20 protein-coding genes are annotated in these 24666 nt (G+C 75.6%); 15 read left to right on the forward strand and 5 right to left on the reverse strand.

The features are described from left to right. Positions 1 to 5: 5 nt before the first annotated feature. The gene (locus tag KW076_RS05755) at positions 6 to 362 is read right to left on the reverse strand and encodes a hypothetical protein (protein WP_224356628.1); all 357 of its coding nucleotides are present in this window, start codon (positions 360 to 362) and stop codon (positions 6 to 8) included. Positions 363 to 941: 579 nt separating this feature from the next. Between KW076_RS05755 and groES the strand changes: the two genes are divergently transcribed. Both groES and groL read left to right on the forward strand, forming a co-directional pair. Next, positions 942 to 1238, forward strand: coding sequence for a co-chaperone GroES (groES, locus tag KW076_RS05760; protein WP_135028631.1), 297 nt, complete (start codon positions 942 to 944; stop codon positions 1236 to 1238). A gap of 101 nt (positions 1239 to 1339) precedes the next feature. After that, positions 1340 to 2941 carry a chaperonin GroEL gene (groL, locus tag KW076_RS05765; RefSeq protein ID WP_224356629.1) on the forward strand — a complete coding sequence of 534 codons (1602 nt, stop codon included), beginning with the start codon at positions 1340 to 1342 and terminating at the stop codon, positions 2939 to 2941. Positions 2942 to 3014: 73 nt separating this feature from the next. On the opposite strand, the gene KW076_RS05770 is transcribed toward groL, so the two are convergent. Beyond that, a complete protein-coding gene (locus KW076_RS05770; protein ID WP_224356630.1) occupies positions 3015 to 4463 on the reverse strand; it encodes a dicarboxylate/amino acid:cation symporter in 1449 nt (482 codons plus the stop codon). Between the two features lie 236 nt (positions 4464 to 4699). On the opposite strand from KW076_RS05770, the gene guaB reads away from it, so the two are divergent. From guaB to KW076_RS05800, 6 genes are all read left to right on the forward strand, one after another. After that, a complete protein-coding gene (guaB, locus tag KW076_RS05775) occupies positions 4700 to 6241 on the forward strand; it encodes an IMP dehydrogenase (protein WP_286670237.1) in 1542 nt (513 codons plus the stop codon). A 44-nt stretch (positions 6242 to 6285) separates the two neighbouring features. Next, complete coding sequence (locus tag KW076_RS05780) at positions 6286 to 7422, forward strand: GuaB3 family IMP dehydrogenase-related protein (RefSeq protein WP_224356631.1); 1137 nt, start codon at positions 6286 to 6288, stop codon at positions 7420 to 7422. Positions 7423 to 7472: 50 nt separating this feature from the next. Then, entirely contained in the window at positions 7473 to 8432 is a 960-nt protein-coding gene (locus KW076_RS05785) for an SURF1 family protein (protein WP_224356632.1), read from the forward strand. Continuing rightward, positions 8429 to 9004: a DUF3817 domain-containing protein gene (locus KW076_RS05790; RefSeq protein ID WP_224356633.1), complete on the forward strand. Its 576-nt coding sequence runs from the start codon at positions 8429 to 8431 to the stop codon at positions 9002 to 9004. Before KW076_RS05785 ends, KW076_RS05790 begins: the two co-directional genes overlap by 4 nt. 60 nt (positions 9005 to 9064) lie before the next feature. Further along, positions 9065 to 10684: a glutamine-hydrolyzing GMP synthase gene (gene guaA, locus KW076_RS05795; RefSeq protein WP_286670238.1), complete on the forward strand. Its 1620-nt coding sequence runs from the start codon at positions 9065 to 9067 to the stop codon at positions 10682 to 10684. A gap of 80 nt (positions 10685 to 10764) precedes the next feature. Beyond that, positions 10765 to 14535: a hypothetical protein gene (locus KW076_RS05800; protein ID WP_224356634.1), complete on the forward strand. Its 3771-nt coding sequence runs from the start codon at positions 10765 to 10767 to the stop codon at positions 14533 to 14535. Between the two features lie 329 nt (positions 14536 to 14864). Here the strand turns inward: KW076_RS05800 and KW076_RS05805 are convergent, their stop codons facing one another. Both KW076_RS05805 and KW076_RS05810 read right to left on the reverse strand, forming a co-directional pair. After that, positions 14865 to 15122, reverse strand: a complete 258-nt coding sequence (locus KW076_RS05805; protein ID WP_224356635.1) for an FmdB family zinc ribbon protein — start codon at positions 15120 to 15122, stop codon at positions 14865 to 14867. A gap of 40 nt (positions 15123 to 15162) precedes the next feature. Then, positions 15163 to 15840 (reverse strand): 5-formyltetrahydrofolate cyclo-ligase, encoded by a 678-nt coding sequence (locus KW076_RS05810; RefSeq protein ID WP_224356636.1) that lies wholly within the window; start codon positions 15838 to 15840, stop codon positions 15163 to 15165. A 52-nt stretch (positions 15841 to 15892) separates the two neighbouring features. Between KW076_RS05810 and KW076_RS05815 the strand changes: the two genes are divergently transcribed. From KW076_RS05815 to KW076_RS05825, 3 genes are all read left to right on the forward strand, one after another. Continuing rightward, positions 15893 to 16594 carry a GNAT family N-acetyltransferase gene (locus tag KW076_RS05815; protein ID WP_224356637.1) on the forward strand — a complete coding sequence of 234 codons (702 nt, stop codon included), beginning with the start codon at positions 15893 to 15895 and terminating at the stop codon, positions 16592 to 16594. A gap of 70 nt (positions 16595 to 16664) precedes the next feature. Next, positions 16665 to 17369: a hypothetical protein gene (locus KW076_RS05820; protein ID WP_224356638.1), complete on the forward strand. Its 705-nt coding sequence runs from the start codon at positions 16665 to 16667 to the stop codon at positions 17367 to 17369. Between the two features lie 136 nt (positions 17370 to 17505). Next, the gene (locus tag KW076_RS05825; protein WP_224356639.1) at positions 17506 to 18621 is read left to right on the forward strand and encodes a phosphotransferase; all 1116 of its coding nucleotides are present in this window, start codon (positions 17506 to 17508) and stop codon (positions 18619 to 18621) included. Here the strand turns inward: KW076_RS05825 and KW076_RS05830 are convergent. Further along, positions 18618 to 20429 (reverse strand): hypothetical protein, encoded by a 1812-nt coding sequence (locus tag KW076_RS05830; protein WP_224356640.1) that lies wholly within the window; start codon positions 20427 to 20429, stop codon positions 18618 to 18620. The two genes, KW076_RS05825 and KW076_RS05830, sit on opposite strands and share 4 nt — an antisense overlap. A gap of 238 nt (positions 20430 to 20667) precedes the next feature. Between KW076_RS05830 and KW076_RS05835 the strand changes: the two genes are divergently transcribed. The 4 genes from KW076_RS05835 to KW076_RS05850 all read left to right on the forward strand — a co-directional run bounded on the left by KW076_RS05835 (position 20668) and on the right by KW076_RS05850 (position 24565). Then, positions 20668 to 21159 carry an NUDIX hydrolase gene (locus tag KW076_RS05835; RefSeq protein ID WP_224356641.1) on the forward strand — a complete coding sequence of 164 codons (492 nt, stop codon included), beginning with the start codon at positions 20668 to 20670 and terminating at the stop codon, positions 21157 to 21159. Further along, positions 21156 to 22352: a glycine betaine ABC transporter substrate-binding protein gene (locus KW076_RS05840; protein ID WP_224356642.1), complete on the forward strand. Its 1197-nt coding sequence runs from the start codon at positions 21156 to 21158 to the stop codon at positions 22350 to 22352. The genes KW076_RS05835 and KW076_RS05840 overlap by 4 nt, the downstream gene beginning before the upstream one ends. 94 nt (positions 22353 to 22446) lie before the next feature. Further along, positions 22447 to 23685 carry a pyridoxal phosphate-dependent aminotransferase gene (locus tag KW076_RS05845; protein WP_224356643.1) on the forward strand — a complete coding sequence of 413 codons (1239 nt, stop codon included), beginning with the start codon at positions 22447 to 22449 and terminating at the stop codon, positions 23683 to 23685. Further along, positions 23678 to 24565, forward strand: coding sequence for a PPK2 family polyphosphate kinase (locus KW076_RS05850; protein ID WP_434084363.1), 888 nt, complete (start codon positions 23678 to 23680; stop codon positions 24563 to 24565). Before KW076_RS05845 ends, KW076_RS05850 begins: the two co-directional genes overlap by 8 nt. The last annotated feature ends 101 nt before the right edge of the window (positions 24566 to 24666 follow it).

Below are 24666 nucleotides of genomic sequence, written 5' to 3' on the forward strand. Positions count from 1 at the left end.
CCCGCTCATCGGCCGCGACGGCGGTCCTGCAGCTGGGCGATCAGCCGGCGGTACCCCTCGGCGTGGTCCTCGGCGGTGTTCCGCAGGGGCGTGACGCCGCGGGCCGGCAGCCGGCGGTCACGACGGGCGTCGCGGGCCTGCTGTGCGGGCGTGAGGTGACCGCCGCCGTCGTACTCCAGGGCGACCGCCAGCTCCGGGGAGAACATGTGGGTCTCGGGGCAGTCCGGGTCCCAGGGGTCCAGCCGGTGCTGCAGCAGCGGCTCGCCGAGCCCCGCGTCGACGAGCGCGAGTCGCGCGAGGGACACCACGGCTGAGTCGGCGCCGACGCGCACCCGCTCCAGCATCGCGCGGAGCCGTGCCACGGTCGTCAGCGGCGGCAGACGGCCGCGCGGCGACCAGGGGTGCGTGACCAGATGGTCGGCCGCCGCCACCAGGTCCGGCTCGGGCCAGGGAGGACGCAGCGTGCACAGGTCCGCCCACCCGGACGCGGGCGCCGCGCTGCGGGGCGTCCAGGTCGCCGCGACGCAGGCGGGCCGGGCCGGCTCCCGCCGCGAGGGCTTCGGCCGTGGTGAAGACCTGCGGGAGGGGCGGCGGAGGAGCGGGGCCGGGCTGTGCAGGAGTGGACGGGGAACCCGGAGACCGCACGGACGGTCTGGACCCTCAGCCCCTCCTGCGTCGTGTTCACGACGCGGGTCGAGCAGAAGGGGGGAGGGGCGTGTTCCGCCGTCGGCGCACGGCGTTGGCAGTCGGTTGGTGGGAGTGCCAGCCCCGCGCTAGAGTCAGACCTGGCACTCGGGGGGTACCGGGTGCCAAGCCAAGGATGGGCCCAGCGGCACCGCGACGACGCCGGGCCTGACGCCCGTGGCACCCCCGCAGATCTGAACATCGCGGCCCGGCCCCGCCGCCGGGGCACCGCACGTCGAACAGAAGGAGTGTGCAGCATGTCTGTCTCCATCAAGCCCCTCGAGGACCGCATCGTCGTCCGCCCGCTGGAGGCCGAGCAGACCACCGCGTCCGGCCTCGTCATCCCGGACACCGCCAAGGAGAAGCCCCAGGAGGGCCAGGTCGTGGCCGTGGGCCCGGGCCGCGTGGCCGAGAACGGCACCCGCGTGCCCGTGGACGTGGCCGAGGGCGACGTCGTCCTCTACTCCAAGTACGGCGGCACCGAGGTCAAGGTCGGCGGCGAGGAGTACCTGGTGCTCTCCGCCCGCGACGTGCTGGCCGTCGTCACCAAGTGACCCCCTGACGCGTCGGGCCCGGCGAGCGGCACTCGCCGCCCCGGGCCCTTCGCGTCCCCTCTTCTTCTCCCCGAACACCCGATCCGAAAGGAGCCGCCGTCATGGCCAAGCAGCTGGCATTCAACGACGACGCCCGCCGCGCCCTCCAGGCCGGCATCGACAAGCTCGCCGACACCGTCAAGGTGACCCTCGGCCCGAAGGGCCGCAACGTGGTCCTGGACAAGGCGTGGGGCGCCCCCACCATCACCAACGACGGCGTCACGATCGCCCGGGACGTCGAGCTCGAGGACCCGTACGAGAACATGGGCGCGCAGCTGGCCAAGGAGGTGGCGACCAAGACCAACGACATCGCGGGCGACGGCACCACCACCGCCACCGTGCTGGCCCAGGCCCTCGTGAACGAGGGCATGCGCCAGGTCGCCGCCGGCGCCGCCCCGAACGAGGTCAAGAAGGGCATCGAGACCGCGGTCGCCGCCGTCGAGAAGCGCCTGCAGGAGAACGCCCGCCCCGTGGAGGGCAAGGAGGTGGCCCACGTGGCCGCCATCTCCGCCCAGAACGACGAGGTCGGCGAGCTGCTGGCCCGCGCCTTCGACACCGTGGGCACCGACGGCGTGATCACCATCGAGGAGTCCTCCACGACCTCCACCGAGCTGGACGTCACCGAGGGCATGCAGTTCGACAAGGGCTACCTCTCCCCGTACATGGTCACCGACGCCGAGCGCCAGGAGGCCGTCCTCGAGGACGCCTACGTGCTGATCAACTCCGGCAAGATCTCCAACGTGCAGGAGCTGCTGCCCCTGCTGGAGAAGGTGCTGCAGGCCAACAAGCCGCTGTTCGTGATTGCCGAGGACGTCGAGGGCGAGGCCCTGTCCACCCTCGTGGTGAACAAGATCCGCGGCACCCTGAACGTCGTGGCCGTCAAGGCCCCGGGCTTCGGCGACCGCCGCAAGGCCATGATGCAGGACATCGCGATCCTCACGGGCGCCACCGTGGTCTCCCCGGACCTCGGCATGAAGCTGGAGCAGGCCGACCTCGACGTGCTGGGCTCGGCCCGCCGCGTCACCGTCACCAAGGACGCCACCACCATCGTCGACGGCGGCGGCGAGGCGGCCGACGTCGAGGCCCGCGTCTCCCAGATCAAGGCCGAGGTCGCCGCGACCGACTCCGACTGGGACCGCGAGAAGCTGCAGGAGCGCCTGGCCAAGCTCGCCGGCGGCATCGGCGTGATCCGTGTGGGCGCCGCCACCGAGGTGGAGCTCAAGGAGCGGAAGCACCGCATCGAGGACGCCGTGTCCTCCACGCGCGCCGCGCTCGAGGAGGGCATCGTCGCCGGCGGCGGCACCGCCCTGATCAACGCGCTCTCCGTCCTGGACGAGGACGCCGAGGTGACCGCCCTCACCGGCGACGCCGCCACCGGCGTGGAGATCGTCCGCAAGGCGCTCAAGGAGCCGCTGCGCTGGATCGCCCAGAACGCGGGCGAGGACGGCTACGTCGTGGTCTCCAAGGTCGCGGAGATGAAGCCGAACGAGGGCTTCAACGCCAAGACCGGCGTGTACGGCGACCTGATCGCCGACGGCGTCATCGACCCCGTGAAGGTGACCCGCTCCGCGCTGGCCAACGCCGCCTCGATCGCGGCGCTCGTGCTGACCACGGAGACCCTCGTGGCCGACAAGGTCGAGGACGAGGACGAGCACCAGCACTGACGCCGGGCCGCTCGCGACGACGCCCCCGCACCTCCACTGGGAGGGGCGGGGGCGTCGTCGCGTCCGGGGGTGCTCAGCGGGCGGAGCCGGCCTCGGTGAGGTCCGCCCGGGACGCGCCGCGGGCGTCGTCGTGACGGGCCTCGACGATGGTCTCGTCCTCGTCGGCCATGACGTCGCCGCGCTCGGCGTCGTAGCGGGTCCGGTCGAGGATGCCCTCCTGCTGGGCGACGAGCGCGGGGATGAGGGCCTGTCCGGACACGTTGACGGCGGTGCGGCCCATGTCCACGATCGGGTCCACGGCCAGGAGCAGGGCCATGCCCTCCAGGGGCAGGCCGGTCGTCGACAGGGTGAGCGTGAGCATCACGGTGGCGCCGGTGGTGCCCGCGGTGGCGGCGGAGCCGAGGACCGAGACCAGCACGACGAGGGCGTACTGGCCGAGGGTCATGTCGATCCCGTAGAACTGCGCCACGAACACGGCGGCCACGGCCGGGTAGATCGCCGCGCAGCCGTCCATCTTGGTGGTGGCGCCCAGCGGCACGGCGAAGGAGGCGTAGCCGGTGGGCACGCCGAAGCTGCGCTCGGCCACGCGCTGGGTGACGGGCAGGGTGCCGAGCGAGGAGCGGGACACGAAGCCCATCTGGAAGGCGGGCCAGACGCCGGTGAAGAACTGCTTCACGGACAGGCCGTGCACGCGGGCCAGCAGCGGGTAGACGACGAGCATGACGAGCGCCAGGCCCACGTAGACCGCCACGACGAACTTCACGAGCGTGCCCATCGTGGACCAGCCGTAGGAGGCCACCGCGTTGCCGAGCAGGCCGACGGTGCCGAGGGGGGCGAGGCGGATGATCCACCAGAGGACCTTCTGGATGACGGCCAGCACGGACCGGGAGAACGCGAGGAACGGCTCGGCCTTCTCGCCGACCTTGAGGGCGGCCACGCCCACGGCGATCGCGATGACCAGGATCTGCAGCACCTGGAAGGACGGCGTGGAGGTGAGGGCGCCGTCGTCGCCCGCGGTGGTCTTCACGGTCAGGCCGAGCATGTTCACCGGGACCATGGACGTCAGGAAGTCGAGCCAGGTGACGGTCCGCGCCTGGTAGCCCTCGGGTGCGGACTGGCCGGTGCCCACGCCGGGCTGCATCACGACGCCGACGGCCAGGCCGATCAGCACGGCGATGAAGCTGGTGATCGCGAACCACAGCAGGGTCTTGGCGGCCAGGCGGGCGGCATTGGTCACCTGGGCGAGGTTGGCCACGGAGGCGACGACGGCGAAGAACACGAGCGGGACGACCGTCGCCTTGAGCAGCTGCACGTAGATCGACCCGATGAGGGCGAGGGTCTCGCCGAGCCAGGTCGGGGAGTCGGGGGTGTGGCCCATGGCCCGGGCGGCGAGGCCGAGGAGCAGGCCGAGGACGAGGGCGGCGGCGATCTGCCAGCCGAAGTTGCCGGTCCAGGCGGGGAGCCGGCGGCGGCGCGCGGGTGTGGACGCCCCGGAGGCGGGGGAGGAGGGGTGCGAGGTCATCCGGGAAGGGTAGGGCCGTCCTTACCAGAGATCGGAATCGGGTTTCCCCCCATGACGTCGGTGTGGCGCGCGCCGCAGGCGTCCCCGCCGACGGCCGGCCCGGCCGAGACCCGTGCCACAGGTGGTCCGGGGGCGGAATGTCCGGGGCCCCGACGCTGTTCCTCCCACACCCGCCCGGCCGGAGCCGCGGCCCTACACTGGACGGGCGCCGTCGTCCCCGTCCTGAAAGGCCAGCCGTGAGCACCAGCACCGGTCCCTCCTCCGATCCCGTGTACGCCTCCGAGGATCCCTTCGGCTTCTTCGGCCTGACGTACGACGACGTCCTCCTCCTGCCGAACGCCACCGACGTGATCCCGGCGGACGCGGACACCTCCACGCAGCTCACGCGGAACATCCGGCTGAACATCCCCGTGGTGTCCGCGGCCATGGACACCGTCACCGAGGCGCCCCTGGCCATCGCGATCGCGCGCCAGGGCGGCATGGGCATCATCCACCGCAACCTGTCCATCGAGGACCAGGCCAAGCACGTGGACACGGTCAAGCGCTCCGAGTCCGGCATGATCTCGGACCCCGTGACCATCGGACCGAAGGCCACCCTCGCCGAGCTGGACGAGCTCTGCGCCCAGTACCGCGTCTCCGGCCTGCCGGTGGTGGCGGAGGACATGACCCTGCTGGGCATCATCACCAACCGCGACACCCGCTTCATCCCCCACGAGGAGTGGGACACGCGCACGGTGGACACGGCCATGACGCGCATGCCGCTGATCACCGCGCAGGACGGCATCTCCCGCGAGGAGGTCCTGCACCTGTTCTCCCAGAACCGCGTGGAGAAGCTGCCCCTGGTGGACGACGCCGGCCGCCTCACCGGCCTGATCACCATCAAGGACTTCGACAAGGCGGAGAAGTACCCGGACGCGGCGAAGGACGACGAGGGCCGGCTGCGCGTCGGCGGTGCCGTCGGGTTCTTCGGCGACGGCTGGGAGCGCGCCATGACCCTCGTGGAGGCCGGCGTGGACGCCCTGGTGGTGGACACCGCCAACGGCCACACCCACGGCGTGCTGGACATGATCGCGCGTCTGAAGAAGGAGAAGGCGGCCGCGCATGTGGACGTCATCGGCGGCCAGGCGGCCACCTACGCGGGCGCCAAGGCCATCGTCGACGCGGGTGCGGACGCCGTGAAGGTGGGCGTGGGCCCGGGCTCGATCTGCACCACCCGCGTGGTGGCCGGCGTCGGCGTCCCCCAGATCACGGCGATCTACGAGGCCGCGAAGGCGACCCGCCCGGCCGGCGTGCCGCTGATCGCCGACGGCGGCCTGCAGCACTCCGGCGACATCGGCAAGGCCCTGGTGGCCGGCGCCGACTCCGTCATGCTGGGCTCCCTGCTGGCCGGCACCGCCGAGTCTCCGGGCGACCTGGTGTTCTACCAGGGCAAGCAGTTCAAGGCCTACCGCGGCATGGGCTCCCTGGGCGCCATGCAGACCCGCAACGGCACGCGCTCCTTCTCCAAGGACCGCTACTTCCAGGCGGACGTGCCGGACGAGGACAAGCTGATCCCCGAGGGCATCGAGGGCCAGGTGCCGTACCGCGGACCGATCGCCTCGGTGGTGCACCAGCTGGTGGGCGGCCTGCGCCAGACCATGTTCTACACGGGCGCACCGACCATCGTGGACCTCAAGGAGAACGGCCGCTTCGTGCGCATCACCACGGCCGGGCTGAAGGAGTCCCACCCGCACGACATCATGATGACGGTGGAGGCCCCCAACTACCGCTCCAAGTGAGCGGTCCCGGGCCCGCCGCCGCGGGCCTGGGCTAGGCTGGCCCGGTGACGAACCAGATTGAGATCGGACGAGGCAAGCGCGGCCGGCAGGCCTTCTCCTTCGACGACGTGTCCGTGGTGCCCTCGCGGCGCACGCGGGACCCGAAGGACGTGAACCTGTCCTGGCGGATCGACGCCTACACGTTCGACATGCCCGTGATGGGCGCGCCGATGGACTCCGTGATGAGCCCGGAGACGGCGATCGCCCTGGGCCGCCTGGGCGGCCTGGGCGTCCTGAACCTCGAGGGCCTCTGGACCCGCCACGAGGACCCGGAGCCCCTGCTCGAGGAGATCGCGGCCATGGAGGCCGAGGCCGGCAGCCCCGAGGTCACCCGCCGCCTCCAGGAGATCTACTCCGCGCCCATCCGCGCCGACCTGATCACCGAGCGCCTCGCGCAGATCCGTGAGTCCGGCGTCGTGGTGGCGGGCTCCCTGACCCCGCAGAACACCCAGCAGTTCTCCCAGACCGTGCTCGCCGCCGGGGTGGACCTGTTCGTCATCCGCGGCACCACCGTGTCCGCCGAGCACGTCTCCTCCACGCACGAGCCGCTGGACCTCAAGCAGTTCATCTACGAGCTGGACGTCCCCGTGATCGTGGGCGGCGCCGCCGGCTACACCCCGGCGCTGCACCTGATGCGCACCGGCGCCGCGGGCGTGCTCGTGGGCTTCGGCGGCGGCGCGTCCACCACCACCCGCCGTGCCATGGGCATCCGCGTGCCGATGGCCACCGCCATCGCGGACATCGCCGAGGCGCGCCGCGACTACATGGACGAGTCCGGCGGCCGCTACGTGCACGTGATCGCCGACGGCGGCGTGGGCACCTCCGGCGAGATCGTCAAGGCGATCGCCATGGGCGCCGACGCCGTCACCCTGGGCACCGCGCTGGCCCGCGCCACCGAGGCCCCCGGCCGTGGCTGGCATTGGGGCCTGGAGGCCGCCCACCCGGAGTTGCCCCGCGGGCACCGCACCCGCGTGGGCCAGGTGGCCCCGCTGGAGGAGGTCCTCTGGGGCCCCGGCCACACCACGGACGGCACCTCCAACCTCATGGGCGCCCTCAAGCGCGCCATGGCGACCTCCGGCTACACGGAGCTCAAGGACTTCCAGAAGGTCGAGGTGCTCGTCACGGGCGCCCGCACCCACTGACCGCGCGCGGGCCGGACCGGCCCGCCCCTCCCGGAACAGGACGTCCCCGGTTGCTCCGCACCGCCCTCAAGCCCAAGTGGCTCGCGACCCTCGTGCTCGCCCTCGTGGCGGCCACGGCGTTCGTGCTGCTCTCCCGGTGGCAGTTCGCGTCGTCGGAGACGGCCGCCCCGCCGCCGCGCACGCAGACCGAGAACGCCGTGCCGCTGACGGAGCACGTCCGCCCGGGGGAGCCCCTGCTGGCCTCCCAGGCGGACCAGGTCGTCTCCGCCCGAGGCGAGTTCGTGCCCGGCACGGACGCGCTCGTCGGCCCGCGCCTCTCGGACGGGCGTGAGGGGTGGTGGACCGTCACGGCCTTCCGCGTGGCCGGTGCCCCGGACGGCGAGACCGTCCCCGTGGTGCGGGGCTGGTCCGAGGCCGCCGACGTCGTCGACCCGGCCCCGACGGGCGAGGTGACCGTGACCGGCCGCCTGCTGCCCCCTGACGGCCCCGTGAGCCCGGCCGACGCCGGCGAGGACACCGCTGGGCGCCCCGCGTTCTCCACGCTCTCCCCGGGCCAGCTCGTCAACGCATGGGACGTGCCCGCCTACGCCGCCTACGTGGCCGCCTTCGGGGTCACGGACGCGGCCGGCGCGGACGTGTCCGCGGGAGCGCGGGACGGCGGGCTGCAGCCCGTGTGGGTGCCGCCGCAGCCTGAGGAGTCCCAGGTCGTCTGGCTGAACGTGTTCTACGGGGTGGAGTGGCTGCTCTTCGCCGGGTTCGCCCTGTTCCTGTGGTGGCGGTTCGTCCGGGACGACCACCTCCGCGACGAGCAGGAGGCCGAGCTCGACGCGCAGTGGGCCGCACGGTGGCGCGCGGAGGAGCTGGAGCGCCGGCGCGAGCGCGCCCGCCGCGAGAAGGAGGCGGCCGCCCGCGCCTACGCCGCCTGGCAGGCGGGGGAGACCGCGCCGGACGCCGCACACCAGGAACCTCAGGACGGGCCCGCGGGCCCGAGGAAGGAGGGCCAGGCATGAGCCAGCCCCATCACGACGCCGGCCGCGAGGCCGCCCGCGCGGGCGAGGCGCCCGTGGACCCGGCGACCCTGCCGGACCCCGAGGACATCACCGAGGCGGACCTCCCCGCGCCGCCGCCGCGGCCGGGGCGTGCCGTGCGCCGGTTCGCCGGCACCCGCCAGCAGATCGTCTCGGCGGACCGCATCTACAAGGTCTGCGCGTACATCACCGGCGTGATGCTCCTGCTGCTCGTGGCGGAGATGGTCTTCAAGTACGGCCTGCACCAGGAGCTGTTCGCCGGCGGCACCACCGTGGACGGCGAGCCCCATGGGTTCGGCCTGGCCCCGGAGAAGTCCGTGACCGGAGGCGTGAACCTGTCCCTGGCGATCCTGATCGCGCACGGCTGGATGTACGTCGTCTACCTGCTCGCGTGCTTCCGCCTGTGGTCGCTGATGCGCTGGGCCCCGGGCCGCCTGCTGGCCATGGCGGGCGGCGGCGTGGTGCCGTTCCTGTCCTTCGTGGTGGAGCGGAAGGTCTCCGGGCAGGTGCGCGAGGAGCTCGCGCAGTTCCCCGACGCCGCCCGGCGGTACTGACGCGGCCCGACGGTGCTGACGCCGCCCGGCGGTGGCGACGCCCTCGTCTATCCTTGACGGGTGACCCAGAACGAGCCCACCCGTGACCAGCCCGCGCCGCTGCACGACGTCCTGCCCACCGTCCTGGTGATGGACTTCGGCGCGCAGTACGCGCAGCTCATCGCGCGCCGCGTGCGCGAGGCGAACGTGTACTCCGAGGTGGTGCCGTCCTCGACGCCCGCCCAGGAGATCCTCGACCGCCGCCCCGCGGCGCTGATCCTCTCCGGCGGCCCGTCCTCCGTGTACGAGGCCGGCGCCCCGCAGCTGGACCCGGCCCTGCTGGAGGCCGGGGTGCCCGTGCTGGGCCTCTGCTACGGGTTCCAGTCGATCGCCCACGCCCTGGGCGGGACCGTGGCCCGCACCGGCACCCGGGAGTACGGCTCCACCCGTCTGGAGTCCGCGGACGGCGGCTCCGTGCTGCTCGCCGGCCAGGACGCCGCGCAGGTCGTGTGGATGTCCCACGGGGACGCCGTCACCGAGGCCCCCGAGGGCTTCGCCGTCACCGCGGTGACCGCGGGCGCCCCCGTGGCCGCCTTCGAGGACCGCGAGCGGCGGATCTTCGGAGTGCAGTGGCACCCCGAGGTGGGCCACTCCGAGCGCGGCCAGGAGATCCTGGCGAACTTCCTCACCGAGGGCGCGGGCCTGTCCCAGGACTGGACGGCGGAGAACGTCATCGAGGAGCAGGTCGCCCGCATCCGCGAGCAGATCGGCGACGCCCGGGCCATCTGCGGCCTCTCCGGCGGCGTGGACTCCGCCGTGGCCGCGGCCCTGGTGCAGCGCGCCATCGGCGACCGCCTCACCTGCGTGTACGTGGACCACGGGCTGATGCGCCAGGGCGAGTCGGACGAGATCGAGCGCGCCTTCGGCGAGGCCCACGGCGGCGCGAAGCTCGTCATGGTGGACGCCCGCGAGGACTTCCTCGCCGCGCTGGCCGGGGTCACCGACCCGGAGGCGAAGCGCAAGATCATCGGCGAGCGCTTCATCCGCACCTTCGAGAAGGCCCAGGCGGACATCGTCCTGGAGTCCGCCCACGACCCGAACGCCCCCGAGGTGAGGTTCCTCGTGCAGGGCACGCTCTACCCGGACGTGGTCGAGTCCGGAGGCGGCGACGGCACCGCGAACATCAAGTCGCACCACAACGTGGGCGGCCTGCCGGACGACATCGAGTTCGAGCTGTGCGAGCCGCTGCGTGAGCTGTTCAAGGACGAGGTCCGCGCCGTGGGCGCCGAGCTCGGCCTGCCCGAGGGCATCGTGCACCGCCAGCCGTTCCCGGGCCCGGGCCTGGGCATCCGGATCATCGGCGAGGTCACCCAGGAGCGCCTGGACCTCCTGCGCCAGGCGGACGCGATCGTGCGCGCCGAGCTGACCGCGGCCGGCCTGGACCGGCAGATCTGGCAGTGCCCGGTGGTGCTGCTCGCCGACGTCCGCTCCGTGGGCGTGCAGGGCGACGGCCGCACCTACGGCCACCCGGTGGTCCTGCGTCCGGTCACCTCCGAGGACGCCATGACCGCCGACTGGGCCCGCATCCCCTCCGAGGTGCTCTCCCGCATCTCCAACCGCATCACCAACGAGGTGGACGGCATCAACCGCGTGGTCCTGGACGTCACCTCCAAGCCCCCGGGAACCATCGAGTGGGAGTGAGCCGGGCGCGCCCCGCGCGACCGTGAGGTGCCGGCCGCCCAGGGCCGGAAGGACAGCAAGCTGAGGAAGGACACCACGACGTGACCGAGCAGGAGTTCCCGCGGCTGGCCCGCGCCCGCGCAGCCGTGCGCCCCGCGGAGCAGGACCAGGAGCGGCCCGACCCGGCCGCGTGGGTGGCGTCCCTGGGCTCCGGCGCGGAGTCGGACACGATGCTGCGGTTCGCCCCCTCGGCGGCGAACAGCATCGACCTCACCGGCGCCGGCACCTCCGGCCTGTCCCAGCTGCTGCTCGGCCGGCGCACCCGCCTGTCCACGCTGCTGCCGGCCGGGCCGGAGCTGGACGCGGCCCAGGAGGTCGCCGCCGCGCTGCGCGCCAAGGTCCGGGAGCTGGGGGAGGAGCGCGGCATCGACGTCGGCGCCCTCGCCCTCGGCGTGGCCACCTGGTCGGCCGTCGAGGACGGTCGGCGGGAGCGCCGCACCGCCCCCGTGCTCCTGGCCCGACTGGCGTTCAGCGTGCGCTCCGGCGCCCGCGGCCGCGACGAGGTCGAGCTGCAGATCGTGGAGCACGCGCACCTGAACCCGGCGCTCGTGCGCAACCTGCGCCGCCACCACGGGCTGCGCCTGGACCCCGAGGCCTACCAGCACGCCGCCTACGCGACCTCCCGCCTGGAGCCCGGCCCCGCCCTGGCCCTGCTGCGTGAGGAGGCGGCCGGCGTCGAGGGCCTGGAGGTCCAGGAGACCCTGCTGGTCTCCACGTTCGCGGACCTCGGGGACACCGCCACGCTGCCCGAGTCCCTCGAGCACCTGCCCGTGGTGCAGGCGCTCTACGACGTCGGCACGGGCATGGTGCCCCGCCCGGCCGAGCTGCGCCCCACCGGCCGCCCGGACGAGGACGAGCTGCCCCCGGCCGACGAGCGCCTGGTGCTCGACGCCGACCCGTCCCAGCTCCGCGCCCTGGACCACGCCGCCGCCGGTGAGTCCCTCGTGGTGCGCACCGCCCCCGGCACCGGCCAGACCCAGACGGCCGTGAACCTCGCCGCCCGCCTGGCCTGGGAGGGCCGTCGCGTGCTCGTGGTGGCCGAGCGCTCCTCCGCGCTCGCCGACGTGCACGCCCGACTCGCGCAGGCCGGCCTGCGGGACGCCGCCCTGGACGTCCCCGCCCACGCGGACCCGGAGGACCTGCGCCGACAGCTCGTGGCCGCCGTGCTCCGCGCCGAGCGGGCGTCCGCCCCGGACCGCGCCGCCGCGGACGCCGAGCTCGAGGAGCTGCGCCGTCGCCTGCGCGAGCATGTGGACTCCCTCCACCACGTCCGCCCCCGCTGGGGCTGCTCGCCGTTCCAGGCGATGCAGGCGCTCGCCTCGCTCACGGCCCTCGACACCCCGCCCGCCACCACCGTGCGGCTGAAGCGCTCCGTGCTCGACTCCACCGTGGACCGCCACGCCGTGGCCGGGCGCCTGACGCGCGCCGGCGAGCTCGGGGCCTTCGACCGGGACGCCACCGCCTCCCGCTGGTTCGGCGCCCGCGTGCGCAACGTGCAGGAGACCGAGGCTGCCGGCGAGCTCGTCGAGCACCTGGCCGGCACCCTTTACACCACCCGCCGCGCCGTGGAGGCCGCCGCCGACCAGGCCGGCCTGCGCCGCCCGCGGACCGTGGACGGCTGGGCCGAGCAGTCCGACCTGTTCGCCCGCGTGGAGCGCGCTCTCACCGCGATGGACCCCTCGGTGTTCTCCCTGGACGTGCCGCAGCTGGTCACGGCCACGGCGTCCAGCCAGTGGCGCCGCAGCAACGCCGTCGAGATGTCCTCGGTGCAGCGCTCCCGCCTGCGCCGCGCCGCCAAGGACGCCGTGAAGCCCGGCGTGCAGGTGCCGGACCTGCACCAGGAGCTGATGGAGGTCGAGGGCATCCTCGAGGACTGGCGGCGCTGGACCGCGATCCCCGGGTCCACCCCGATGGTCCCGGACATGGCCGACCACGCCCGCCCGGCCGTCAGGGACGTCCTCGACGCGCTGGACCGGCTCTCCCAGGTCCTGGCCCCGGAGGCCACGGCCGGCACACCGCTGGCCGAGCAGGACGTCGACGACCTCATGGCCGCCGTCGACGGCCTCGTCGCCGACCGGCCGACCCTGGCCACCCTCCCCGAGCGCACCCTCGTCCTGGACGAGCTGCGCGAGCACGGCCTGAACGAGCTGCTGGAGGACCTGCACGCCCGGGAGGTGCCCGTGGCGGCGCTGCCGGCCGAGCTCGAGCTGGCCTGGTGGCAGTCCGCGCTGGAGGCCATGATCTCGGGGGACGACTTCCTGGCCATGATGTCCGGGGCCGACCTGACGGCCGTGGAGCAGGGCTTCCGCGCCGCCGACCGCACGCTGCTGGACTCCGGCGGCGCCCGCCTCGCCGCGTCCCTCGGCGCGGCGTGGAAGGCGGCGCTGGGCACCTACCGGGCCGACGCCGCCGTGCTGCGCTCCCTGCTGAAGCAGGGCCGCCCGTCCGTGGAGTCGCTGGCGACGATCACGCCGGGGCTGCTGCAGGCGCTCGTGCCGATCGTGACCACCTCCCCGATGGCCCTGACGGAGTTCCCTCCGGACTGGGACGCCGACGTCGTGATCCTCCTCGAGGCCGACGCGACCGCCCTGGCCACCGTGGCCGGGGCCCTCACGCGCGCCCCGCAGGTGGTGGCGTTCGGCGACCCGGCCATCGGCCGCCCGCAGTCCTTCCAGGTGTCGGTGGACCCCACCGCCACCGCCGGGCCCCTGCGGCCGCTGCGCTCCGCCCTCTCCGCGCTCGCGGAGGTCCTGCCGGTGCTGGACCTGCGCCACGTGCACCGCCCCCTGCCGCGCTCCCTGGTGCGCCTCGTCTCCCACGTGGCCTACGAGGGCGCGGTGGACGCGCTGCCCACCGCGGCCGAGTTCACGGGCCGCGGGCGGACCCTCACCGCCGAGTACGTCGCCGAGGGCGTGGGCATCCCCATGACCGGCGGGGACGTCGTCGAGTCCACGGACGCCGAGGTCGCGCGCACGGTGGAGCGCGTGTTCGAGCACATCCGCGACCGCCCCGAGGAGTCCCTCGCCGTGGTCACGGTCTCGGAGCAGCACGCCCGCCGCGTGGCCGGGGCCGTGCAGGCCACCGCGGCCCGCGCCCCGTGGGCGGCGGACTTCCTGGCCCGGGGCCGCACCGACGGCGACGAGCGCGAGCCGTTCGTGATCGTGCCGGTGCTCCGCGCGTCGACGGTGACGCGCGACGCCGTCATCCTCACCCCCGGCTACGGGCGCACCCCGCACGGGCGGGTGGTCCACCACTTCGGCGCGCTCTCCGACCCGGACGGCGAGCGCATGCTCACCGTGGCCCTCACCCGCGCCCGCGCCCGCATGCACGTGGTCACCGCGCTGCGGGCGGCGGATCTGGACGCGGACCGGCTCGACGGCGGGGCCCTGGCCTTCCGCAGGATGCTGGAGGTCGCCCTGGACGACGCCGAGGCCGCGCCCGCCGGCCGGCTGAGCGACCCGCTGCTCCTGGACCTGCGGGACCGCCTGGCGGCCGAGGACGCGCTCGTGGCCGCGCACTACGGCGGCGCCATGGACCTCGCCGCCGCGGACGCCGCGGGGGAGCGGGGCCGGGTGCGCCCGCTGGCGCTCGTCTCCGACGGCGGGGACGCCTACCGCGAGCAGTCCGTGCGCGAGCGCTCCCGGCGCCTGCCGGAGCGGCTCGAGGCCCGTGGCTGGGACACGGACACCCTCTGGGCCATCGACGTGTTCGCCGACCCCGAGTCGGTGGCCGCGCGTCTCGTGGGCCGCCTGGGCCTGCCCCTCGAGGAGGTCGACGAGGACGGTGAGGACGACGCCGACGGCGAGTCCTGAGCCCGGCCGCCGGCGGGGCCACCGCCGCGCCGACGCGGCCGGCACCGGCCCCGCCTCCGCCGACGGTCCCGAGCCGACTCTGCCGGAGCCGACGCTGCCAGGGCCGGCCCTGCCGGGGGCCCAGACGGCCGGTGACGCGACGCCGTCCCGCCCCGCGGTGTCGCGGGGCCGCGCCGTCACCTCGGCGGCGGGCGCGGACCGGCCCCAGCCCGCGGACGAGCTCGGGCGCTGGCTCCTGGAGCAGCGCCCGCCGCACTGGGGCTGACGGCGGCGACGGGGCTGACGGCGGCGACGGGGCCGAGCGGGCCGGCGTCGTCCCCGCCCCGCGCTCAGTCGGAGGAGCCGGAGGACGTCCCGGTGGACGAGGCGGCGCCGCTCGACGGGGCGGCCGGCGTCGAGGACGGGGCGCCGCCGCGCGAGTCGGTGCGGTAGAAGCCGGAGCCCTTGAAGGAGACGCCCACCGAGCCGTACTGCTTGCGCAGGACGCCGCCGCAGACGGGGCACTCGGTGAGGGCGTCGTCGGAGAAGGACTGCACGGCGTCGAAGGCGTGGCCGCAGTCCTTGCAGCGGTAGGCGTACGTGGGCATCTCAGGGGCCTCTCGGTGCGTGGTCGTGGACCCGGCGATGCTACTGCGGGCCGGCCGAGGCGGGCTCGCACCAGAGCAGGCCGTCCGCGGTGAGCACACCGTCCACGGGGCGGTCCGTCGGCTCGAGGGGGATGACGCCCGGCTCCAGCACCTCGGACGGGTGCACGAAGGCGACCGTCGTCACGGAGGAGGGGAGGGTGGCCAGGAACCGGTCGTAGTACCCGCCGCCCTGGCCCAGGCGTGCGCCCGTGAGGTCCACGGCCAGCCCCGGCATCAGGACCAGGGCCGCGCCGTCCAGGACGGAGCCGGGCTCGCGCGGGCCCACGGGCTCGTCGAGGGGGGCGTTCGCGGCGCGCGCCACCGCCACGCCGGGCCTCCAGGCGGTCCAGCTCAGGTGCCGTCCGGGCTCGATCACGGGGACCAGCACGCGCGCCCCGGCGGCCAGGGCGCGCTCCCGCACCGGCCCGGTGTCCGGCTCCGTGGGCATCGGCAGCACCGTGGCCACCACGGGCGGGCCGTCCGCCGTCCGCTCCTCCAGGTGCGGGCCCAGCCAGGTCCAGAGGTGCTCGGCCGCGGCCTCGGCCTGACGGGCGCGCACGGCCGGGTCCAGGCCGCGACGGGCGGCGCGCAGCCGGGTCCGCAGCGCGGCCTTGGCCTCGGTGCTCGCGAGGGCCGCGGCGGCGTCGTCGGGGTGCGGGGCGGGGGCGGCGGCGGGCATGGGCCCATCATGCCGCCCGGACCGGCGGCGCAGGGAGCCTAGGATCGAGCGCATGGACGTCTCCGGTTCCCTCTGGCCCGTGGCCCTGCGCCACGGCACGCTCACGCTGCGCCCCCTGCGCCGGGGCGACCGCCGGGCGTGGGAGGAGCAGCGCGCCGCCAATCGCGACTGGCTCACGCCGTGGGACGCCACCAGCCCGGTGCCGGGGGCGGCGCCGGCGAGCTTCGCGCAGATGGTCCGCTGGCAGCACCGCCAGGCCCGCGCGGGCACCTCCTACACCTGGGGCATGGCCCTCGACGACGACGCCCCCGGCCGCGACCGGCTCATCGGGCTGCTGAGCCTGGGCGGGGTGCAGCACGGGTCCGTGATGTCGGGTGCCGTGGGCTACTGGATCGACCGCCGGCAGGCCGGGCGCGGGCTCACTCCGACCGCCGTGGCGATGGCGACGGACTGGGCGTTCCACGGGCTGGGCCTGCACCGCGTGGAGGTCAACATCCGGCCGGAGAACACCGCGAGCCTGCGGGTCGCGGAGAAGCTCGGGCTGCGGGAGGAGGGCCTGCGCCGGGCCTACCTCCACGTGGACGGCGCCTGGCGCGACCACCTGAGCTTCGCCGTCACCGCAGAGGAGGTCCCCGAGGGCCTGCTGCCGCGCTGGCTGGCCCGCCGAGAGGCCGCCGCGGGCACCGCGGAGCCGCGTGACACGGCGCATACGCCGGGCGTCGCAGGGGACGTCCCGGGGCCGTCGGGCCGCTAGGCTGGTGCCCTGCACGCGTCGACGCCCCCACGGGACCGGCGCCCGACCCCACCGCCCCGGAAGGACCGCCATGACCGAGACGCCGTCGCCCCGTGAGGACGCCCGCCTCGACGCGGAGCCGGGGCACGCCGACTCGGGGTTCCACGTGCACTGGGACCGTGCGTCGCTGTTCCTCGTGGGCGTCGGCGCGCTGGCCGTCGCGCTGGTCACCGCGCTCTGCGCCCTCGCCGGGCTGCCCACCGCCGGGCTCGCCGGCTGGTCCCTGCTGGTGACCGTGGGCGCCGTCGTCGGCCTGCGCGTGCTCGCGGCCCGCGACCAGCGCGAGCACCACGACGACCTCGCCGACGACGCGGACGAGCCGAACCTCGCGGAGGAGGACCTGGACACGCACGAGCTGCCCGTGGTCCCGGATCCCGAGCGGGACCGCCGCGTCCTGGCCGCCGCGCTGTCCCTGACGGACGAGGCCGAGGACGAGGAGCCCGCCGCGGAGCCGGTGCCCGTGGTCGTGGACGCCCTGCAGCGCCGCCGTGCGCCACGGATCCCGCTCGGCGGCATCGTGATCCCCGAGGTCCCGCGTCCCACCTACCTCGACGCCCCGGAGGCCCCCGCCGCCGAGGCCCAGGCCGAGTACCCGGCGGAGGACGACGCCGTGGCCACCCGCCCGGAGGCCGAGGAGCAGGCCGCGTCCGCGGAGGTCGTGGAGATCCCCGAGCCGGCCGCGCGCGCCGTCGTCCTGGACCTGGACGGCGTGCTGGCCCGGCGCCGCGCCTCCTGAGCCGGGGCGGCCCGTCCTGACGCCGGACCCCGGGCGCCTGGCGGCCGCGCTGGCCGCCACCGGCCGGCGCGCGGTCCGCACCGGGGCCTCCCGCACCACCCTGCACCTCGACGGCACGGTCTCCCACGTCCTGGCCGTGGTCCTGCTGGAGGGTCCGCCGGGCGCCGGCGTGGCCCGGGAGCGGGTCCTCGTCCTGCGCGGTCCTGTCGAGCCCGCGGTCGCCGTGCCCGGCCCGCCCGGCCCGCCCGTCCCGGCGTCGGGACCGGCTCCGCGCCGCCGCGGCCGTGGCCGCCTGCCCGACGGCACCCGCTGGTGGCTGCTCCCGCACGACCCCGCCCTGCCGGGCCTGGACCTGGCCCTCGACCACGAGCGGCTCGACGCCTGGCTGCCCGGCCTCGGCCGCGCCGGCGAGCCCGCCTGGGTCGCCTACCGGCCGGGGGAGCGGGCCGTGCTCCGCGTCCCCCTGGACGCCGTCCCCGCCCGGCCCGACGAGCCCGGCTCCTCGCTCCACCTCAAGGTCCTGCCGCCGGCCCGGCTGCACGGCATGCACGGCCGGCTCCTCGCCGCCCGCGCCGCGGGGCTGCCCGTCCCGCCGCCGCTGGCGCCGCCGGATCTGGGCGTGCTGGCCCTGGGGACGCTGCCGGGGGAGCCCTGGCGCGCCCGCCTCGGCGCGGACGCCCCGCAGCCGGCGCCCGCCGCCGTCGCGGCCCTGCTCGACGCCCTCCCGGATGCCCTCGCCGCCCACGACGACGGCCCCTCCCGCACCCCCGCCTGGTCCGCCCTGCTCGCGCATGCCGTCCGCGCCGGCACGCTGCTGGACCCGGGGGCCGCCGAGGAGCTCCGCGAGCGCGCCCGCCGGCTCGAGGAGTCCCTGGCCGCCGCCGATCCCGGGCCCCGCGTGCCCGTCCACGGGGACCTGCACCCGGACAACCTGCTGCTCGCCCCGGGGACGGACCGGATCGTGGGCGTCCTGGACCCGGACAGCCTGGGTCCGGGGCACCGGGTGGACGACTGGGCCGTGCTGGTGGGACACCTGGCCGTGGCCGCCGCCGACGCCGCCGTCCCCGGCCCGTCGCACGACCCGGAGCGGGCCCGCCGGACGGCCGCGCTCGCGGCGGAGTTCACCGGGCACGCGTGCGGCGTCGTCGACGAGGAGGCCCTCCGCGCCCGCGCCGACGTGACGGCGCTGGCCCTGGCCGCCGCCCCGGACCTGCCGGCCGCGGTCCGCGCGGCCCGGCGGTCGGCCCGCTAGTCCCGCCCGCCCAGGGCCCGACGCACGGCGTCGGCGTCGGCCCGCACCCGGTCGGCCTCGGCGTGCTCGCCCAGCGCCGCCAGGCACTGCTGCAGCCCGGTGAGCGCCCCGAGCCGCACGAGGTCGGAGTGGGTGGACTCGCTGACGAGCCGGAACAGGGTGGCCGCCTGCTCGGGGCGCCCGTCCTCGGCGACCACGTGGGCGGCGAAGAGCTCGGCCTGCGCGGCGCCGGAGGGGTCGCCGGCGTCGGTGAAGAGGTCCGCGGACGTCAGCGCGGCGGACACGGCGTCGTCGCCCCGGTGGAGCGCCCAGAGGGAACGGGCGCGCGTGTCCAGGTAGTCGGCCTTCTGCCAGGCGGCGCCGGAGCCCTCCGCCAGGGCGATGGCCTCGTCGATGAGCTCCAGGCCGTCGCCCCGGCCGGTCTCGCAGCGCAGGTAGCCGAGGGCGTGGAGGGCGGAGGCGAGCACCGCGGAGTCGCCCTCGGACCGGCGGGCGGCGTCCACGGCCTGCTCGAACAGGTCGAGGGCGCCGGCGTGGGCGGCGTCGTGCGGGTCCCGGTGGCACAGGGCGCCGGCGGCCAGGAGGGTGTGGGCGGCGTCGGCGTGGTGGCCGCGCCGCGTGAACAGCTCCGCGGCCTCCCGCCACAGCGGCAGCGCCTCGGAGGGGCGGTCCAGCTCGTGGCACGCGTGGCCGAGGTCCACGAGGGCGCGGGCCTGCGCCGCCTCGTCGCCCGCGGCGGCCTCCCGGCGGACCAGCGCGGTGAGCACCGGTTCCGCCTCCTCCGCGCGCCCCGCGATCAGCAGCTGGTGCGCCCACCAGTAGGCGAGTGACGGCGCCTCGGGCGCCTCCGCCTTCTCCGCATGCACGCACGACAGCTCCCAGGCGGCCACCGCGAGGTCCTGCCGGTCCGCGCGGGCCCCGGCCACCCGCCCCACGAGCGCCGCCGCCGAGGCCGCCCCGCGCCGCAGCCCGGCCCGGCTCATGGCCTCGGCGGCGCGCAGGGCGAAGTCCAGGGCAGCCTCGGGCCGGTCCTGGCCGTGCGCCGCCAGGGCACGCACCAGCGTCGCCGAGGCGCGCACCACGGCCGCGCACGGGCGGGCGAGGACGGCGCGGGCGGCGTCGTCGGAGGCCCGGTGCTCCTCCCGCCACAGGTGCAGGCGGGCCAGCATCAGCAGGGCGTGCGGCTCGGCGGCCTCCCCGAGGACGACGCCGGCCGTCTCCTGTGCGCGGATCACGGCCAGGGCCTCCTCGGCGGCCTCGAGGGCGGCGTCCAGGTCGTGCGCCTGGACCCGCTGCGCGCACAGCGCCAGCAGGGCGTCCGGGAGGACGGTGTCCTCGAGCGCGGCCGGGTCCGCGGTGATCCGCCCGCGCTCGTCCTCGGCGACGCCGGCCAGCACCGTGGCCTCGAACGCGTCCGGCTCGCGGAGCAGGCTCGCCCCGAGCTGGACCTCCAGGTCCGCCTGCCGGGGCCGGCCGAGGCGGCGCAGCAGGTCGGCGCGGCGGGCCGTCCACTCCTCGAGCGCGGGCTCGTCACCGGCATGGGCGGCGGCGGTGGCCCGCAGGCGCAGCAGGGCCAGGCGCAGGGCGGGGTCCTGGCCTCCGGGAGCGTCGAGCCCGTCCTCCGCGGCCCGGGCGGCGGACGCCGGGTCCTCGCGCAGCAGCGCCTCCAGGGCGCGCTCCCGCAGCGACGGGGCGTCCGAGCCCGCGGGGAGCGGGAGGGCGGCGTCGTCGCGGGCGGCCGCCAGCAGCGCCTCGACCGCGGCCAGCGGGTCGCGGCCGGCCAGGAGGGCGGGGGCGTCCTCGGCCATGGGCGGCTCCTCTCAGGTGGCGGTGCGGGGCGGGCGGGGGTGGCGGGGTCGGGCGGGACTTCCCAGCGTAGCCACGCGGATGCCGGGCCGGTCCGCTGTTCGCCGCGGGCGGGAGACCGTGCGGCAGCCGGGCCGCGCCCGTCGGGCCGGACCGCTCCCGCCGGCGAGGCCGCGCCTAGACTGGCGGGACCGTCGGCCGGCGTCCCGGCCGGACCCTCCCCAGGACCCAGGAGCCCCCGTGAGCGCAGCCAGCCCCACCGCCGCGAGCACCGCGCCCGGACCGTTCGAGACCCGTGCCGGGGCCTACGCCCTGATCGTCGAGGACGGCCGTGTGCTGATGTCCGCCTGGGCCGGCCCCACCGGCATCGTGTGGACCCTGCCCGGCGGCGGCATCGAGCTGGGGGAGAGCCCCGAGGAGGCGTGCGTCCGCGAGGTCGAGGAGGAGACCGGCCACACCGCCGAGCTCACCGGCCTGCTCGGCGTCACCACGGGCACCATCCCCGTCGAGCGCCGCCTCCGCGGGGAGCCCCTGCCGCTCCTCACCGTCCAGGTCCTCTACACCGCGCGCCTGACCGGGGGCGTCCTGCGCCCCGAGGCCGACGGCTCCTCCGTGGACGCCGCCTGGTTCGCGCTCGACGGGCTCGCGGACGTGCGCACCTCCGCCTGGGTGGACCGCGCCCTCGCGCTCGCTGGGCTCGCCGCGGACGACGCCGCCGGGACCGCCCGATGACCCGCCCCGCCGAGCGCCCCCGGACGTCGCGGGTTCGCGCCGCCGCCGGCGCGTCGGCCCTTTCCCTCGCGCTGGCGCTGTCCGGCTGCGGCGCCCCGCGCGCCGGGGCCCCGGCGGACCCGACCGGCGCGCCCGTGACGGTCGTGCACACGTCCGACCCGCTGGACTCGGCGGTGGCCGCCGTCGTCGCCCGCCACCTGCGCCACCGCGGCCACCCGGTGACCCTCGAGGACGCCGGTGACGCGACCCCCTGGTCCGCGGCCGCCGGGGACACCGTGGCCGTGGTGGACACCCTGCGCCTGGCCCTGCAGGCCGACCCTGCGGCCGTGCTCCCGCCCGAGCCCGAGGACGCCGCGGCCTCCCGTGCCGCCGCCGCCCCCACCCCGAGCGAGTCCAGCCTGGAGCCGATCGACCCCTCGGCGCCGGCCCGCGTGCCCGCCACCGGGTCGGCGACCCCCAGCCCCACGCCCCTGGCCTCGGGCCTGCCCGCGGCCGACGCCGACGCGGCACAGGCGGTCGTGGACGCCGCCCTGTCCCGCGTCGCGGCCGGGGCAGACGCCGCGGCGCCCACCCCTGCCGCCTCCCGCTCCGCGGCGACGCCGACGGGTCCGTCCCCCCGCGTGCTCGCCGACTCCGCCGGCACCCTGCGCCTGGCCGCGGTGGTCACCGCGACCACCGCCTCTCGCGAGGGCCTCGACTCGATCGACGACCTCGACGGCCGCTGCGGCGACCTCACGCTCGCCGTCCCCGCGGCGCTGGCCGCGGCCGTCTCCGACGGGCTCCTGGCCCACCGCCTCGACGACTTCGCGGGCTGCCGGCCGGCGGACTGGCGCACCGATGCCGCCGACGTCGGCCCCGCCGTCGTCGCCGACGCCGCCCAGGTCGGGCTGACCTACCGCACCGACCCGGACATCCCGCCCAACGGCCTCGTCCTGCTCGAGGACCCGGACCGGGTCCTGCCGGAGGGGCGGATCGCCGTCGTCGGCGAGCGCGAGACCCTGGACGACGACGCGCAGTCCGCGCTGGGCGAGGTCATGGACCGCCTGGACGACGACGGCATCGCCGAGCTCGCGCGCCTCACCGAGGGCGGCGACGCGCTGCCCGCGGACGAGGCGGCCCAGTACTGGCTGGTCTCCCAGAGGCTGGAGGACGCCCCGGAGGACTGGGTCGTTCCGGCCGACCCCTGGTTCTGACGCCGCCCCGGTCCTGCGTGCGGGGGCTCCCCGGGGGGACGACGCACGGGCGTCGCTTCCGGCCGCAGACGGGCGACGGTGCCAGAATGGGCCAATGGCACCCAGCACTCCCCGCGAATTCCGCCAGTCCTCCAAGCTGCTGAACGTGCGCTACGACGTGCGCGGCCCCATCCTGGAGGAGGCCCAGCGCATGGAGGCCGCCGGCCACCGCATCATGAAGCTGAACATCGGCAACCCCGCGCCGTTCGGCTTCGAGGCGCCGGACGCGATCCTCCAGGCCATGTACCAGCACCTGCCCCACGCGCAGGGCTACTCCGACTCCAAGGGCATCTACTCGGCCCGCACCGCGGTGTCCCAGTACTACGAGTCCCGCGGCATCCGGGACATCTCCGTGGACGACGTGTTCATCGGCAACGGCGTGTCCGAGATGATCACCATGGTCCTGCAGGCGCTCGTGGACGACGGCGACGAGATCCTCGTCCCGTCCCCGGACTACCCGCTGTGGACGGGCGCGACCACGCTCTCCGGCGGCAGGGCGGTGCACTACCGGTGCGTCGAGGAGGAGGGCTGGGCCCCGGACCTCGAGCACCTGGAGTCGCTGATCACCGAGCGCACCAAGGGCCTCGTGATCATCAACCCGAACAACCCCACCGGCGCGGTCTACTCCCGCGAGGTGCTCAACGGCGTCGTGGACATCGCGCGCCGGCACAACCTGGTGCTGCTCGCGGACGAGATCTACGAGAAGATCACCTACGACGGCGCCCGCCACATCAACGCGGCCGGCCTGTCCGACGACGTCCTCACCCTCACGTTCTCCGGCCTGTCCAAGGCGTACCGCGTGGCCGGGTACCGCTCCGGCTGGGTGGCTGTCTCCGGCCCGAAGCACCGCGCGAAGGACTTCCTCGAGGGCCTGACCCTGCTCTCCAACATGCGGATGTGCGCCAACGTGCCCGCGCAGCACGCCATCCAGGTGGCCCTGGGCGGGTACCAGTCCATCGAGGACCTGATCCTGCCGGGCGGGCGCCTGCTGGAGCAGCGCAACCTCGCGCAGAAGCGCCTGAACGACATCCCCGGCGTCTCCGTGCAGCCCGCCCACGGCGCGCTCTACCTGTTCCCGCGCCTGGATCCCGAGGTCTACGCGATCGACGACGACGAGAAGTTCGTGATCGAGCTGCTCCAGGCCAAGAAGATCCTCGTCTCGCACGGCGGGGCGTTCAACTACCCGCAGCCGGACCACTTCCGCCTGGTGACCCTGCCGAGCGTGAAGGACCTGGACATCGCACTGGATCGACTCGAGGACTTCCTCGAGGACTGGAGGGAACGCCGTGGCTGACACGCCTGAGAACCGCTTCACCGAGCCCGTCCGCACCCTGCTGCGCGCCCGTCGCGCGGACGGGGCGCCCGTCGGGCCCGCCGACGTCGACCCGCACGGCAAGCCGGGGTTCGACGGGGGCAAGTCGGAGGGCAGGGCCGTCCTCGCCGCCCGCTCCGAGCGGCTGGGGCAGCTGCAGGAGCTCCTCTACGCCCAGTCCACCCGCGAGGCCGACGGGGGCCTCCCCGCCCCGTCCGTGCTCCTGGTGGTGCAGGGCATGGACACCGCCGGCAAGGGCGGGATCATGCGCCACGTGGTCGGGCAGATGGACCCGCAGGGCGTGGACGTGCACGCGTTCAAGCGGCCCACCCCGGAGGAGGCGCGGCACGACTTCCTGTGGCGCGTGCGCCCGCACCTGCCCATGCCCGGCACGCTCTCCGTGTTCGACCGGTCCCACTACGAGGACGTGCTGATCCAGCGCGTGCGCTCCCTGGCCCCGGCCGAGGAGATCGAGCGCCGCTACACGGCGATCCGCGAGTTCGAGGCCGAGGCCGTGGCCGCGGGCATCCGCGTGGTGAAGGTGATGCTGCACATCTCCCCGGAGGAGCAGAAGGCGCGGCTCTCCGAGCGGCTGGAGCGGGCGGACAAGCACTGGAAGTTCAACCCGGGCGACCTCGACGAGCGCGAGCTCTGGGACGAGTACCAGGAGGCGTACCGGGTGGCCCTGCACCGCACGGACGCCACGGACGCCCCGTGGTTCATCGTGCCCGCCGACCGCAAGTGGTACGCCCGCGTGGCCGTGCAGGAGCTGATGATCGAGACCCTCGAGGCGATGGGCCTGACCTGGCCCGAGGCCGACTTCGACGTCGCGGCCGCCCGCCGTCGCCTGCTGGCGGGCTGAGCGCCGCCGTCGTCGCGATGGGCGGGCAGTGGTGCTCGGACCTTGCCAAGCCCGGGGCCGCGGTGAGTTAATTCATGAACGCCGGGCGCCGCAGAGGCGCG

Origin of the sequence: Micrococcus porci (assembly GCF_020097155.1) — a bacterium.
Classification (GTDB): domain Bacteria; phylum Actinomycetota; class Actinomycetes; order Actinomycetales; family Micrococcaceae; genus Micrococcus; species Micrococcus porci.

Excerpts from the sequence above, each read along its gene's own strand:
- groES (WP_135028631.1), top strand. The coding sequence starts at position 942 with ATGTCTGTCTCCATCAAGCCCCTCGAGGACCGCATCGTCGTCCGCCCG.
- groL (WP_224356629.1), top strand. The coding sequence starts at position 1,340 with ATGGCCAAGCAGCTGGCATTCAACGACGACGCCCGCCGCGCCCTCCAG.
- KW076_RS05770 (WP_224356630.1), bottom strand. The coding sequence starts at position 4,463 with ATGACCTCGCACCCCTCCTCCCCCGCCTCCGGGGCGTCCACACCCGCG.
- KW076_RS05790 (WP_224356633.1), top strand. The coding sequence starts at position 8,429 with ATGAGCCAGCCCCATCACGACGCCGGCCGCGAGGCCGCCCGCGCGGGC.
- KW076_RS05805 (WP_224356635.1), bottom strand. The coding sequence starts at position 15,122 with ATGCCCACGTACGCCTACCGCTGCAAGGACTGCGGCCACGCCTTCGAC.
- KW076_RS05810 (WP_224356636.1), bottom strand. The coding sequence starts at position 15,840 with ATGCCCGCCGCCGCCCCCGCCCCGCACCCCGACGACGCCGCCGCGGCC.
- KW076_RS05815 (WP_224356637.1), top strand. The coding sequence starts at position 15,893 with ATGGACGTCTCCGGTTCCCTCTGGCCCGTGGCCCTGCGCCACGGCACG.
- KW076_RS05820 (WP_224356638.1), top strand. The coding sequence starts at position 16,665 with ATGACCGAGACGCCGTCGCCCCGTGAGGACGCCCGCCTCGACGCGGAG.
- KW076_RS05830 (WP_224356640.1), bottom strand. The coding sequence starts at position 20,429 with ATGGCCGAGGACGCCCCCGCCCTCCTGGCCGGCCGCGACCCGCTGGCC.
- KW076_RS05840 (WP_224356642.1), top strand. The coding sequence starts at position 21,156 with ATGACCCGCCCCGCCGAGCGCCCCCGGACGTCGCGGGTTCGCGCCGCC.
- KW076_RS05845 (WP_224356643.1), top strand. The coding sequence starts at position 22,447 with ATGGCACCCAGCACTCCCCGCGAATTCCGCCAGTCCTCCAAGCTGCTG.